At 53.7% G+C, this 12566-nt stretch carries 15 protein-coding genes and 1 pseudogene; 9 read left to right on the top strand and 7 right to left on the bottom strand.

Going from position 1 to position 12566, the window contains the following annotated elements:
* Positions 1 to 63: 63 nt before the first annotated feature.
* Together RA28_RS05410 and RA28_RS05405 are read right to left on the bottom strand one after the other, a co-directional pair.
* Positions 64 to 333 carry a hypothetical protein gene (locus RA28_RS05410; RefSeq protein ID WP_039524342.1) on the bottom strand — a complete coding sequence of 90 codons (270 nt, stop codon included), beginning with the start codon at positions 331 to 333 and terminating at the stop codon, positions 64 to 66.
* Positions 334 to 555: 222 nt separating this feature from the next.
* The gene (locus RA28_RS05405) at positions 556 to 1434 is read right to left on the bottom strand and encodes a LysR substrate-binding domain-containing protein (protein ID WP_039524340.1); all 879 of its coding nucleotides are present in this window, start codon (positions 1432 to 1434) and stop codon (positions 556 to 558) included.
* Between the two features lie 117 nt (positions 1435 to 1551).
* On the opposite strand from RA28_RS05405, the gene RA28_RS05400 reads away from it, so the two are divergent.
* Complete coding sequence (locus RA28_RS05400) at positions 1552 to 2301, top strand: SDR family oxidoreductase (protein ID WP_039524339.1); 750 nt, start codon at positions 1552 to 1554, stop codon at positions 2299 to 2301.
* A gap of 9 nt (positions 2302 to 2310) precedes the next feature.
* Positions 2311 to 2700 (top strand): ectoine synthase, encoded by a 390-nt coding sequence (locus RA28_RS05395; protein ID WP_039524337.1) that lies wholly within the window; start codon positions 2311 to 2313, stop codon positions 2698 to 2700.
* Between the two features lie 410 nt (positions 2701 to 3110).
* Here RA28_RS05395 and RA28_RS05390 read toward each other — a convergent pair whose 3' ends face one another.
* Positions 3111 to 3533: an Lrp/AsnC family transcriptional regulator gene (locus RA28_RS05390; protein ID WP_193747353.1), complete on the bottom strand. Its 423-nt coding sequence runs from the start codon at positions 3531 to 3533 to the stop codon at positions 3111 to 3113.
* Positions 3534 to 3644: 111 nt separating this feature from the next.
* On the opposite strand from RA28_RS05390, the gene RA28_RS05385 reads away from it, so the two are divergent.
* The 5 genes from RA28_RS05385 to RA28_RS05365 all read left to right on the top strand — a co-directional run bounded on the left by RA28_RS05385 (position 3645) and on the right by RA28_RS05365 (position 8160).
* Positions 3645 to 4850, top strand: a complete 1206-nt coding sequence (locus RA28_RS05385) for a pyridoxal phosphate-dependent aminotransferase (RefSeq protein WP_052261274.1) — start codon at positions 3645 to 3647, stop codon at positions 4848 to 4850.
* Entirely contained in the window at positions 4847 to 5575 is a 729-nt protein-coding gene (locus tag RA28_RS05380) for an SDR family NAD(P)-dependent oxidoreductase (RefSeq protein ID WP_039524334.1), read from the top strand. The genes RA28_RS05385 and RA28_RS05380 overlap by 4 nt, the downstream gene beginning before the upstream one ends.
* A 78-nt stretch (positions 5576 to 5653) precedes the next feature.
* Complete coding sequence (locus tag RA28_RS05375) at positions 5654 to 6493, top strand: fumarylacetoacetate hydrolase family protein (protein WP_039524332.1); 840 nt, start codon at positions 5654 to 5656, stop codon at positions 6491 to 6493.
* Positions 6494 to 6604: 111 nt separating this feature from the next.
* Positions 6605 to 7339 (top strand): SDR family oxidoreductase, encoded by a 735-nt coding sequence (locus RA28_RS05370; RefSeq protein ID WP_039524329.1) that lies wholly within the window; start codon positions 6605 to 6607, stop codon positions 7337 to 7339.
* Positions 7340 to 7647: 308 nt separating this feature from the next.
* Complete coding sequence (locus tag RA28_RS05365) at positions 7648 to 8160, top strand: hypothetical protein (protein ID WP_152612006.1); 513 nt, start codon at positions 7648 to 7650, stop codon at positions 8158 to 8160.
* 185 nt (positions 8161 to 8345) lie between these two features.
* Here the strand turns inward: RA28_RS05365 and RA28_RS05360 are convergent, their stop codons facing one another.
* The 3 genes from RA28_RS05360 to RA28_RS05355 form a co-directional block, all read right to left on the bottom strand.
* The gene (locus RA28_RS05360) at positions 8346 to 9050 is read right to left on the bottom strand and encodes a class I SAM-dependent methyltransferase (protein ID WP_039524326.1); all 705 of its coding nucleotides are present in this window, start codon (positions 9048 to 9050) and stop codon (positions 8346 to 8348) included.
* A 97-nt stretch (positions 9051 to 9147) separates the two neighbouring features.
* Complete coding sequence (locus tag RA28_RS22785; protein WP_193747352.1) at positions 9148 to 9312, bottom strand: hypothetical protein; 165 nt, start codon at positions 9310 to 9312, stop codon at positions 9148 to 9150.
* A gap of 116 nt (positions 9313 to 9428) precedes the next feature.
* Positions 9429 to 9698: a hypothetical protein gene (locus tag RA28_RS05355; protein ID WP_039524325.1), complete on the bottom strand. Its 270-nt coding sequence runs from the start codon at positions 9696 to 9698 to the stop codon at positions 9429 to 9431.
* A gap of 469 nt (positions 9699 to 10167) precedes the next feature.
* On the opposite strand from RA28_RS05355, the gene RA28_RS05350 reads away from it, so the two are divergent.
* Together RA28_RS05350 and RA28_RS22445 are read left to right on the top strand one after the other, a co-directional pair.
* Entirely contained in the window at positions 10168 to 10689 is a 522-nt protein-coding gene (locus tag RA28_RS05350; protein ID WP_152612005.1) for a hypothetical protein, read from the top strand.
* Positions 10690 to 11077: 388 nt separating this feature from the next.
* Positions 11078 to 12104, top strand: a pseudogene (locus RA28_RS22445) (DDE-type integrase/transposase/recombinase); the annotation flags it as partial.
* Positions 12105 to 12117: 13 nt separating this feature from the next.
* On the opposite strand, the gene RA28_RS23120 reads toward RA28_RS22445, so the two are convergent.
* Positions 12118 to 12468, bottom strand: coding sequence for an antibiotic biosynthesis monooxygenase (locus RA28_RS23120; RefSeq protein ID WP_082029725.1), 351 nt, complete (start codon positions 12466 to 12468; stop codon positions 12118 to 12120).
* Between the last annotated feature and the right edge of the window lie 98 nt (positions 12469 to 12566).

Here is a 12566-nt window from a genome sequence, read left to right as displayed (position 1 = left end):
CAGCCAAACTACAGTGAAGTTTGACACTCAGAGGGCGAGTTGAAGACGAAGGTTAAGCAACGACTACTTTTTTGCTTTGACCAGGTCGGCGAGCGCTTTGTTTTTCTTCTTCACCAAAGCACCGAACTTCTTTTCAAGGTCTTCAAATCCACGCGCGTGTTTCTGGTAGCTGTCTAAGGCTTTGTCGTATGAAGGTTTGCCATAAAGGCTGTTCATTTTCTTCTCTGCATCAAGCATCTTCTTGAACATGAGGTCCATCTTCTTCATGTGCATATTGCACTCTTTGATGGACTTACTCAGGCTGTCCTGAAACTTTTTCAAATCCTTTGCCATAACTCCCCCCTAGAAATTAATGTGCGCAGACGACCCACGTCACATGGCAATGTGACAATCACAATAACCTCAATGCGGATTTTTTGTGTCACTAATCGTTGCGACGGCTCACTACCCGCGCTTCGCTGCGTTGCAATCCGCCAAACCGGCCATTCACCGTACATGTGAATGCTCGACATCACTGATGCGTTGAAGTGGGGGGCAAACTGACTTTTTCCTCGTTCAAATGGACATCAGCCACTTCTTAAAAACTCTGACTGAGGCCCGTTCTTGATCTCCAGGACGGCAGACAAAGTACAGTCCCCGGTCCAACTTCACCGCGCTGTCATCTAGACGGATCAAACGACCGAGCTCCAAGTCCCGTGCTGCCAATAGATTTCTGGCCAGCGCCACGCCTTGCCCGTCAATTGCGGCCTCTAACAGCACGGCACTGTCAACGTACTTGATGTTTTCCGAACTGAACTTTTGGGGATCGACATCCTTCTGCTCAGCCCACTTGTCCCAGCCCACATTGAAGGCATCATGCAGAAGCGGAAGTCGCACAATGTCCTTCGCCGGCATTGGCTGGTCCATCTTGTCGACCAATGATGGCGAAGCGACAACAATCAGTTCTTCACGCTTGATCAGTTCATGGTGCAACCCATCCCAACCCGGTTCACTGAACCGCAGCGCCACATCGACTTCGGACGTCTCGAAATTCACCAATGCATCGTTTGTGTCTAGCAGAAGCGAGATGCCCGGGTGTTCCCGCCGGAATGAAGGCAGCATAGGAACAAGCCATTTGAGCGCAAGCGAGGTCGACAAGGAAACTGTGACCGACTGAAGCCGCTCTTGCCGCCTGACGTCCCGGACTCCGGCCCGCAGCTCCGAGAATGCCCCGCGGGTTGATTGGTGCAGTCTTTCGCCAGCCGTAGTCAGTTCAACACCATTCGGGCGGCGGTGAAACAGGCCGACGCCAAGGTGTTGTTCCAGCAATTTGATCTGACGGCTAATTGCTCCGTGCGTGACACTCAGGGTATCCGCAGCCTTGCTGAGGCTGGAATGGGTCGCTGTCTCATCGAAGGCTTGCAGCGCGCGCAGATGTCTGAGGGTTTCCACCATGTGAGAAAACCTAACAGGCTATTGCAATAATCTCGATAGCCTTGCTGCAGAAACATAGGCTACGTCGCATCAGTTCACGAAAACTCATACAAAACTGCCGAGACTAAGGAGAAAGCCATGTACGATTTGAAAGTTGCGCTGATGACCGGAACCGGTCAGGGCATTGGCCGAGGATGCGCCATTGAGATGGCCAAGGCAGGCTACAAGGTCTCGCTCATGTCACCGTCGAACCGCTCCATCGAACTCGCAGAAGAGCTTGGCGGCATCGGCCGACGCGGCTCGGTTCTCGACACGAACGATCTTCAGGGGATGATCAACGACACAATGACAAAATACGGTCGCATCGACGCCATCGTCAGCAATATGGGCCACGGCGGCACTGTGCCCGAGGCGATCAAGACTGTTGGGTTTGATGTCGACTTTGACGGACCGCTTCTGGAGCTCCCCGACGAGCTTTGGCACGAAAGCCTCGACATGTACGTGCTGAACGTCGTCAAAATCGCCCGCATCGTTACTCCCATCCTGATCGAACAAGGCGGGGGGGGATTCGTGAACATCTCGTCGATGAACACGATTGAGCCCCGTGCGCCCTATCCGATGAGCATGTTGCGCGGTGCGCTCCATAGCTTTTCTAAACTCTATGGGGACCGCTACGCCCGCCACAACATTCGCATGAACAACCTGCTGCCCGGGTTTTGCGAGAATGTGAATCTGTCGGAACGGGCGCGCCGCGAAATCCCGGCGCAACGCCCGGCTACCTTTGAAGAGATCGGTCAAGCCTGCGTGTTCTTGGCGAGCGAAGGCGCTCGGTACATCAACGGCCAGAGTTTACTGTCCGATGGCGGGATGAACCGCGCAGTTCGCTAGAGGTAGATCATGATCATCACGAAACTCGAAGATGTGCTTGGCACAGACCGAGATGTCGTCGGGACAGGCTGGAACAGCAGGAGGCTGTTGCTTGCATCCGATGGCATGGGGTTTTCACTGACCGACACAATCATCAGGCGGGGTGCCGTGCTTGAGCTTGAGTACACCCACCATTTGGAAGCCTGCTATTGCATCGAAGGCAAAGGCCAAATCCGGCGGGCAGATGAAGGGATTTGGCACGCGTTGCATCCGTATACGCTCTACGCCTTGGACCAACATGATCGACACATCGTACAAGCGCCTGAGGCGGATCTTCGGCTTATCTGCGTCTTCAGCCCACCCTTGAGCGGACAGGAAGTGCACCGCGAAGACGGGAGCTATGCGACGACTGAAGGTTAGAGACGAGCGGCCCAATCCCGACATTGCACACCCCGTCTGAATTCTGCGCTCGCAGCCCGCTTTGCGGTCATTCGCTGCAAGTGCAAAATCTGGCGGCGCTTGAACTCACACATCGCGGGACAAAGCCGCCATCGGCATCATCGCATACAATGACGGTTGTCAGCTCAAACAGCAAATTCATAGCTAGAGTTTGCGATTCCGGCTTAGCCGGCTCTTCAGGCGATGTAGTTGGAGTCTGTATCGACGCAGCACTCGATCACAAACGCAACAAGTCTATGATTGCGAAGCAGCGCACGTCTTAAATCCAGCTATTCAGGAACATGAATTTTGCTAGCACCATATTGTTGCACCCTCCTAACCGGTGCCTTGGGTTGAAGCCGTTTTTGCAGGGTGACCGGTTTGGACGAGCCTCAAAAGTCCTGTAGAATTTTCACCAGCGTTTCTGAGTGTCGAATTTCTCCGGTGGCAATAAGGTCCCTCATGAACCTCTCAAGTACATCCGGGTCAAGAGACTTCAGCACCACCGCGAGATCAAATTCGCCGGATACTCCATAGCAAGCAGAGACCCAGCCGGATGTGCGTATCAGCGATGAAAACCTCTGGGTCTCTCCGCGATTGATCATCTGAACCAGAATGATGGCGCCCAGCCCGTCGTCACCCTGTCCGCGCTCTGCAATCGTGTAGCGCGCAATTCTGCCGCTGGATTCGAGGCGGGCGATTCTCGCTACAACGGCAGTTCTTGACCGACCGACCCTGCGAGAGATCTCTGCAACCGGTGTCCTCGCGTCCGTTCTGAGAATAGCGAGAATCTTTTCATCAACTTGATCTACCATCCACACCATTTCTTGGACGTTGCCGTGGATCGGCAACAATAGTCAAAATGACTAGTCGTTTGTTTGATCTAGCACGCGACAAAACAGATAGATATCCACAATCTCCCCCTTATGAACATTCACCCACTTGAATCATACATATCTGTGCGCGCCCGTGCGCTGGAAGCGTCAAAGATTCGTGCGGTTGCAGAAAGCGCAATGGGACGGAGTGATGTCATTCCTTTGTGGTTTGGCGAAGGCGCTTGGGACACCGACCCCTTGATTGTTGAGGCCGCGGTCAAGTCCCTGCGCTCAGGAAACCATATGTATCAGCCGAATAATGGCAGCATAGCGCTGAGGGATGAGATCTGTCGGTATCAACAGGAACTGACGGGAACGACTCTCACGCGTGACCGCGTTACGGTGACGCCATCGGGCATGCAGGGACTTAGGCTGGTTGCGGAACTGCTCGTCACGCCCGGTGACCGGGTGGTTGTGATCGAGCCAAACTGGCCGAACATTGCCGCAGCATTCCAGAACTCGGGGGCCGACATCAGCCGATTGGCACTGCAACCCAAGAACGGCTCGTGGTGGTTGGACATAAACGCGCTGCTGGACATGCTGACGCCGGAAACGACTGCGGTGCTAATCAATTCACCCAATAACCCGACGGGCTGGGCCATGCCCATGGAAGACCAGACAATTCTTCTGGACCACTGTCGCGCGAACGGGATTTGGGTCGTCTCGGATGATGTCTATCGTCGATTGTATCGGCATGGAAATGTCGCTCCCTCATTTCTGGATATCGCCAACGCAGAAGATCGGCTGATTTCGGTCAATTCGTTTTCCAAGGCCTGGAGCATGACGGGGTGGCGGCTGGGATGGATCGTCGCCCCTGCTGCGGTGGAGGCGAAACTCGGTCAGCTTACGGAATTCAATACATCCTGCACCGCAGGTTTTGTGCAGGACGCTGGCGTTGTGGCTCTGAGAGACTGCGAGCCGGCAGTCACCGAGCTCAGAGACCGCATTCAGGTCGGGTATCAGCTCACGTTGGAGTTTTTGTCTGGCCTTGAACGGGTCAGGTTTATCGAACCCGACGGGGCGTTCTACAGCTTTTTTCGCGTAGACGACATGCCAGACAGCTATAAGGCAGCGACGGTTATTTTGGAAGCAACCGGAGTTGGATTGGCCCCCGGAATTGCCTTCGGGGACAGCGGTGAAGGATATCTGCGCCTTTGCTACGCGCAACCGGCTGAGACGCTGAGGACCGCATTCGAACGCCTCGAACCCGTCCTTAGGCGTCAAAAAGAACCACAGATTCCAGGGGTACAGAGATGAAAGATCACATCGCAGTTATTACCGGTGGTGCGCAGGGCATCGGGTTTGAAGTCGCGCGCCAGTTGGTCGAACGTGGCGTACGCGTTGCGAGCTGGGATATGGACCCGACAAACACGGAAGCGATGGCAGAACTCGGCGGCGATTCACTCGCCGTGTCTTGCGATGTGTCAGATCCCAGCCAGATCGAAGCTGCAATGGACGAAACAGTTTCGCGCCTTGGTGTGCCCGATATTGCAGTCAGCAGTGCAGGCATCACGGGGCCGAATTCGACTTTGGAAGACTACGATATCGCGGCCTGGAAAAAAGTGTTTGACGTCAATGTGCACGGCACATTCATGTTCAATCGCGCCTGTGTGCCCGGCATGAAGGCCAAGGGGTATGGGCGGATTTTAAACATCGCATCTGTCGCGGGGAAAGAAGGCAATCCGAATGCGTCGGCCTATTCGGCGTCCAAGGCGGCAGTCATCGGGTTGACCAAATCGCTCGGCAAGGAATTGGCCGGGCACGACATCGCAGTCAATTGCGTCACACCCGCCGCAGCGAAAACCCGGATTTTCGACCAGATGAGCGACGAGCACATCAACTATATGCTTTCTAAAATACCGCGCGGGCGTTTTCTGGCCGTTGAAGAGGCAGCAAACATGATTGTTTGGGCTGTCTCGCCTGAAAACTCTTTTACGACCGGAGCAGTGTTTGACCTGTCCGGTGGGCGGGCAACCTACTGACCTAAAAATCTGTTGAAGAATGTCCGTATCTGCCGTTGGCTCGGGTCTTTGCTGCAACCATTTGACTGAGGAAAGACAATGAAACTCCTTCGCTACGGCCCAAGAGGCGCAGAAAAACCGGGAATGCTTGATCCTATCGGCGAGATCCGGGATCTCAGCGCCGTAGTTGCTGACATCGCGGGTGACATGCTTTCGGATATGAAGCCACTGCAAGATCTGGATCCGTATAGCCTTCCGAAAGTTGAAGGCGCACCGCGCCTGGGTCCTTGCGTTGGCGGTACAGGGAAGTTCATGTGCATCGGACTGAACTACGCAGATCATGCCGAGGAAAGCGGTATGACGGTGCCGTCCGAACCGGTGCTGTTCATGAAGGCGACGTCCGCGATCTGTGGCCCGAACGACCCGATCGTCATCCCGCGTGGCAGCACAAAAACCGATTGGGAGGTTGAACTGGGTGTGGTGATCGGCACGACGGCAAAGCATGTGAGCGAAGGTGAGGCGCTCGATCATGTTGCCGGGTATTGCGTCATCAATGATGTCAGCGAGCGTGCGTTCCAACTCGAACGGCAGGGACAATGGTCCAAGGGCAAGTCCTGCGACAATTTCGGGCAGACAGGCCCGTGGTTGGTAACCCGCGATGAGATCGAAGACCCGCAAGACCTGTCGATGTGGCTCAAGGTTAACGGGACCATGATGCAAGATGGGTCTACCCAGACAATGGTCTATGGTGTGGCGCATCTGGTCAGCTATCTCAGCCAGTTTTTCACGCTGCATCCCGGCGACATTATTTCGACCGGTACACCGCCCGGGGTGGGGATGGGGCTCACACCGCCTCGCTACTTAAGGTCAGGAGACGTCGTCGAACTCGGTATTTCAGGGTTGGGCCAGCAGAGACAGGACTGCATCAACGACGTTTGATCGGAGGTTGCGGTCAACAATTGCCGCAGCTTACTTACGCCAAGGCTACAGCAAGGCGTCAAGGTATCGATACGGCAAAACCCGATCCGCGGCCATAAAGGGGAAGGAGAAATTATGGGAAGACTGAAGGGCAAGACCTGCCTGTTGACTGCGGCTGGGCAGGGCATCGGCCGGGCAACGGCGCATGCTTTTGTTTCCGAAGGAGCACGCGTCATTGCAACCGATATCGACGAGGCGGCACTGGCAGAACTGCAGGGTTTAGAGACGCGGAAACTGGATGTGTTGGATTCAAATGCGATCACTGAAATCGCCGCTGAATACACCGGGGTCAACGTGCTGTTCAATTGCGCCGGCGTCGTCGCCAACGGCTCAATCCTTGATTGTGACGAGGCCACTTGGGACTTCTCCTTCGATCTGAACGTGAAGTCCACCTACCGTATGACCCGTGCCTTTCTTCCCGGGATGATCGCAAATGGCGGCGGATCCATCATAAACATCGCCTCGGTTGCTTCTTCCGTGATCGCAGCGCCCAGCCGTTTTGCCTATGGCGCGACCAAAGCGGCGGTGATCGGGTTGACAAAATCAGTGGCGGCAGACTTCATCACTCAAGGAATTCGCTGCAATGCCATCTGCCCAGGCACCGTTGACTCCCCGTCGCTCGAGACCCGGTTGCGCGAAACAGGCGACTACGATGCGACCCGCAAAGCCTTCATCGCACGTCAGCCCATCGGCCGCATCGGCAAGGCTGATGAAATTGCCGCGCTGGCCGTTTATCTGGCGTCGGACGAAAGCGCCTATACCACGGGGGTCGCACATGTCATCGATGGCGGCTGGTCGAATGTTTGAGAGCTCGCCCTTGTTCGTGTTTTGAGAATGTCAGCGTAACTAATAAAAGGAAACCATGCAGCTGAGTACTATGCTGCATCGGACGTTTTGAGCCCTGACCGGCTCGATGCAACCTCCAGGGGTTATGCCACCATGCAGGCAACATCGCGCAGCATGCCACCCGCACAAACACATGAATTCAAGTTCATTTGAAGTTGGGCCAGCCTTAGGGTGTCACTGCTATCTCCAACACCATTCTGAGATGTGTGGGGCCTATAGCATTCATAATTTCAAGGGCCTCACATAAGGTAGCGGCTGGGAGTGTCAAAATGAGCGTCGCCCGGAATACTGCATTTGCTGCGAGTCTTATGGTCGCGTTGACCTATCAGGTAGGCGCTGACGAAATCCATGTCAGTTGCGGCGTAACTGAGCTGCTGCATACCAACGCGTCTATCAAGTTCGTCGGAGCTGACCCCACAAACGCAGACATTGGAGACAGGCGTATTCTGCACTGGTTTCTTGAAGACCGCGACGGCTTCTATGTCGGTGAGTTCGATGTGGTCACAACGGTGCTGGGCGGTACAGCGGACATGGGTCACTATGTGAGGGTGGATGGGTCGATCAACTTACCCAATGGAAGTCTATTTGTTGCGACGAGCACATTGCTCAATGATGCCTCAAACACTTTGAAATCGGGTAATCCGAGGGAGGTTATCGACTGGGCAATCGTCGGAGGAACGGGAGACTTCTCGGAGGCCAGAGGAGTGCTTTCAATCGTTGTGCCGGAAGAAGGGTCTCAACACCTAGAAAATCGCCCCATGACGCTCGACATAGCCTGTTAGCCGGGCAGGATGCAAAAAGCGTAGTAGTGATGAGTTTTAGATCTCTGTCAGCTCCACATCCAAACCCAGCGAAATCAGGCAATTCCGCTGTTCACTCAGGACTTAGCAAAAACACCGAGAACGCCGCCGTGACAGCAAGCAATGGAAGTTTCACTAGTCTTCTCTATGCAATGTTGAAAATAGAGCTATAGCCGTTTCCAAATTACTCCCGTTTCACCTAACGCTACCAAACGCGTATCTTCCGCATGGGTTTCACAAAGCGGAGCGACAAGGTAGGCACCTCTCTTCATCAGACCGACAAGGCGCTTTTCATATTCGGCCTCAGCTGCATGATCCGAGAACGGCCTGTGGCTAAACACAACGTCGTAGGGTGAGTAGTCTATCGTTAGGGCGTCGTCTTGCCAGACACTGTCACCCAAATTGTAGAAATCACGAGCAGCGTTGATGTAGGGTTCGACGATGTCTATTCCCTCAATCGAAGACCAAAGTAGTAGTCCGCCATTTCGAAGGACGTAGAGGTTTCTTCCAGGGCCGCATCCCACTTCCAGAAAGCGAATAGGGCGATAGCGGAACTTCCCGTCCTTGTAGTCTGGATCGTCCTTAAGTAGAGTATCCAACTCTATCATGACGCGCAGAAACTCTCTCAAGTCATAAGCAACGTACGGGAAAGACTTAGGGTCAAAATCGGTATCTTTGAGAGCACTGGCGATTGTGGGCATGCCAAGCGCTGAAGCTTCTGAAGCAGTGACGACGCGACACAATGCCTGCGCACTAAGCTCTGTATACAGCAGAGCTTTGGAAATAGCCGCCAGTGCTTCTGTCTCAAAATACAGGTTGTATTTCGCTTCACCAACATAGTCGATGAAACGAGGATCTTCGGTCTCTGCCATTTTTGATAAACCTTTTCTGAATGCTGCTCGTTGTTGGCTAGCGGCCTTCGGGTCAACTGATATGGCCGTGGGAACACGTGAGGCATAGAACTCGTATTTATTGCTCGGTTTCGCGCATCTTTTGTATCAAGTAGAACAAAATCCACTCTGCGCGCCCTTGTTTGTCCTCGGCGGTTTCATATAGCTCCTGAAACGCTTCGTCGGCGAACATCTCTGCGGCGATTTCTTGCGCAGTATAGATATCTCGCTCAACAGTGTTCATTGTCTTTCCAATTTAGAAAAAGGTTGAAAACCGAGTTCTTTGGAAGCGTCCCAACAACTGTGCAAGTCTCAATTGCTCAGTCTTTGCGCCAGTAAAACGGCGTAAGCGTTGTACAATCAATCGCCCTTAGTGGACTTAGCCAGTTCGGCGTTTGCCTTCCCCATTTTCTTACGGGCGATTTCAACTTTCTTTTGCTGCGTGGCAAGTTTAGGCATCAGTGTGGCGAGTTTCGCAGCAGCGGCACCAATCAAGGAGGGATCTCCACTTTTCATCATCTTTTGATGTACGGATAGCTGCTTTTCCAGCTTTGCAAGTAATTTGGCTTCCTTGTCGTATGCCGCAATGCACTCATGTAATTTCTTTCCTAACTTAGCAACGTCTGCCATTTCAGCTCTCCTGACTTTTTCGATGCTTCAACAGTCAATGGAATATCCAAGTGTGTCAGTGTTCACGAGGGAAAGACTGTGGGTGTCCGTCTATGTTGTCACGTGCCAGAATGAACAAAAGACTAGGCATTTTGCCTATTGCTGTGCTTCTATTGCAGACTTTTGACCATCTGAATCCGTTGTTTTCCGTTCGAAAAAGCCTGTTTGACACTGTTTTCTGTGAAACAACCGGACCATTTCTGGAACGGCTACAAGCTGGGGCATTCAGCTTAATTCACGATACCATTCCTTCGCATCGTCCAAGTCTATGCAGAACGGCTTAGTGAGTGATACTGCTTGTACCGGTCCACCAGGGTTGCGGCGCCGGCTAACCTTCGTTTCGGTAGCCAATTGAGCGCCGCGAGGAAGCTTTAAGAAAGGATTGCCAATCCGAATGAGAACCTCTGTAGTAAGGCCGCCGAAAATTAGCGTGTACACCGCTGACGCAGCCCCGGATGCGGTAATTAATGCCTATGTTTTCGAGCTAAAAGAACAGATCAGACGCACACCTGCGTACCTGAACAACATATCAAAGAGTATGCTTACCGCTCCGGGCAACAATCTTGTCGTAGTTCATGAGAACGACAAAGTGTTGGGTGGTCTTTATACGAAAACTGAAACTTGGGAGGGACTTCGAGTTCGTAAGTTGAACGGCTTGTTCTCAAAACTGAAGGGCCACGGATTTGCACGGCATATAATTTCCCGCGCAATGAGTCACTCATTGGATACAGAAAGGCTCGCCGCAGTTGTTCGAGTTATGCCATCAGGCGAGGTCAACGCCGCCGCAGCTCGGGCGTTTGCCTTGAACGGTTTCTTCCCAACAGGAATTAAGCGCTATTCGATTTCTGACAACACACTCGATTCACATCTCTATGCAACAGCCGAACCTGATGGGAAGACTTATCGTGCCGTGGTGCTCATCTCGCGATTAAAGGATCAAAGAACCAGCTAAGTCACATGGACAAGGGGACTACCCGTGAGACGTTCTTTGAAGCGGTGCGACCGAAGTTGAACGCAAATGACGTGCTTGGTTTCCTGCAACGGCTGCACATGAAACATGGCAGGCCTGAATACATCCGCCGCGATAACAGCCAGGAGTTCATTCCACGCAGGTCGAGGATTGCCCACAACCCGGGCCTCGCTGTTCCGATGCACTATTGCGCATTGTCAAGCCGGGTAGCAGGAACTGTCCACGCTTCTGTTTTTACAGCCTATCGAGGCTTCTGGTGATCGAAAAGGGTTTCGGTTGGTCGCTTGTCTGACGTCAGCGCCAATGGGACATTTTAGGTCGATTTGATAAGAGAGGGTTTCTGGCTCATCGTGACCGCCAAGGAGTGGAGATGAGAAAGAAACCCGGAACCAAGCAGAGCCACGGTGAGAAGATCATAAAGGGCATTCGCCGTGCGACCCGCAAACAGTATTCCGCAGAAGAGAAGATCAGGATCGTGCTGGACGGCCGGACAGCATTGCAGAGCTGTGCCGTCGTGAGGGCATCGCGCAGAGCCTTTATTACAGCTGGTCCAAGGAATTCCTGGAAGCCGGCAAGAAACGTCTGGCAGGCGACACGGCCCGCGCGGCAACTTCCACCGAAGTGAAGGATCTGAGACGGGAAGCCCGTGATCTGAAGGAGGTGGTTGCCGAACAGGCTCTTGAACTGCGGTTGCTCAAAAAAAGCATGATCGCGGATGGGGACGACGGCGAATGAGATACCCTGCATCTGAAAAGCTGGAGATCATCCGTCTGGTCGAAGGCTCGCATCTGCCGACCAAGCGCAGTTTGGAAAAGCTGGGCATCCCGAAGACCACCTTCTATCGCTGGTATGGCCTGTATCTGTCGGGTGGTCCTGAGGCGCTTGAGGATCGCAGTCCCAAGCCCTCACGGGTCTGGAACCGCATTCCGCAGCCGGTGCGTGAGAAGATCAAGGATCTGGCTCTGAAGGAAAGTGAGCTTTCCCCGCGTGAGTTGGCTGTTCGCTTCACCGACACAGAAAAGTACTTTGTGTCAGAGGCTTCGGTCTACCGCATCCTCAATTCCTACGATCTGATCACCAGCCCAGCCTATGTGGTTTTGTCAGCCTCAGACGAGTTCCAGGACAAGACAACACGGCCGAACCAGCTCTGGCAGACCGACTTTACCTATCTGAAGGTGATCGGCTGGGGCTGGTTCTATCTCAGCACGATCCTGGACGATTACAGCCGATACATCATCGCCTGGAAGCTTTGCACGACGATGAAGACCGAGGATGTAACCGACACGCTGGACCTCGCCTTGCGCGCCTCAGGCTGTGATCAGGCAACGGTGCTGCACCGCGAAAAACCCACCCTGTCGGACCATCGCGGTAGAGACTTTGTAGAAACTAATATGTCCCAGAACTGCCCAGCTAAGTTCCCTGGGAAAGGTCCAAATGCCAGCCTTGCCCGACATCTATATGGCGGATAGAGCACTCTTCGATTAGCTCTTCGTAGCCTGGGGGAAGGAAAGACTCCTGCCACGTCTCCCCGAACCGCGCTTGCACCGCATTGATGTCGCGCCATACCGATGTAAAGACGACATAGTCGTCATCCATGCCGACACCGTGGCCGAAGAAATAACCCAAGTTCCCGGGGTGCCCGTGCACAACTTCCGCGGAAGTCACCCCGAATTTCGCGATCAGTTCACCCGCACGGCCAGGCTTAGTTTGGACTTGGAACAACCTCAGTATTGGCCCGGAACTTGCTGATCCATCATTCATTTCGACCTCCAAGCTGGCGTTTCTTTCAGAGCGGCATTCACCCTTCCTCGGGCTTGCGCCACCGTCAAGGACCGGCCCAAAGCGGACTCCCAGCACCT

The organism is Ruegeria sp. ANG-S4, from assembly GCF_000814005.1.
Taxonomy (GTDB): Bacteria; Pseudomonadota; Alphaproteobacteria; order Rhodobacterales; family Rhodobacteraceae; genus Ruegeria.
This window is presented reverse-complemented; position numbering and strand designations above follow the sequence as displayed.

Bases quoted from the DNA above. Each gene is read 5' to 3' on its own strand.
- RA28_RS05365 (WP_152612006.1), top strand. From the start codon at position 7,648: ATGAGCGTCGCCCGGAATACTGCATTTGCTGCGAGTCTTATGGTCGCG.
- RA28_RS22785 (WP_193747352.1), bottom strand. From the start codon at position 9,312: ATGAACACTGTTGAGCGAGATATCTATACTGCGCAAGAAATCGCCGCA.
- RA28_RS05400 (WP_039524339.1), top strand. From the start codon at position 1,552: ATGTACGATTTGAAAGTTGCGCTGATGACCGGAACCGGTCAGGGCATT.
- RA28_RS05390 (WP_193747353.1), bottom strand. From the start codon at position 3,533: ATGGTAGATCAAGTTGATGAAAAGATTCTCGCTATTCTCAGAACGGAC.
- RA28_RS05385 (WP_052261274.1), top strand. From the start codon at position 3,645: ATGAACATTCACCCACTTGAATCATACATATCTGTGCGCGCCCGTGCG.
- RA28_RS05355 (WP_039524325.1), bottom strand. From the start codon at position 9,698: ATGGCAGACGTTGCTAAGTTAGGAAAGAAATTACATGAGTGCATTGCG.
- RA28_RS05380 (WP_039524334.1), top strand. From the start codon at position 4,847: ATGAAAGATCACATCGCAGTTATTACCGGTGGTGCGCAGGGCATCGGG.
- RA28_RS05360 (WP_039524326.1), bottom strand. From the start codon at position 9,050: ATGGCAGAGACCGAAGATCCTCGTTTCATCGACTATGTTGGTGAAGCG.
- RA28_RS05405 (WP_039524340.1), bottom strand. From the start codon at position 1,434: ATGGTGGAAACCCTCAGACATCTGCGCGCGCTGCAAGCCTTCGATGAG.
- RA28_RS05410 (WP_039524342.1), bottom strand. From the start codon at position 333: ATGGCAAAGGATTTGAAAAAGTTTCAGGACAGCCTGAGTAAGTCCATC.
- RA28_RS05375 (WP_039524332.1), top strand. From the start codon at position 5,654: ATGAAACTCCTTCGCTACGGCCCAAGAGGCGCAGAAAAACCGGGAATG.
- RA28_RS05395 (WP_039524337.1), top strand. From the start codon at position 2,311: ATGATCATCACGAAACTCGAAGATGTGCTTGGCACAGACCGAGATGTC.
- RA28_RS23120 (WP_082029725.1), bottom strand. From the start codon at position 12,468: ATGAATGATGGATCAGCAAGTTCCGGGCCAATACTGAGGTTGTTCCAA.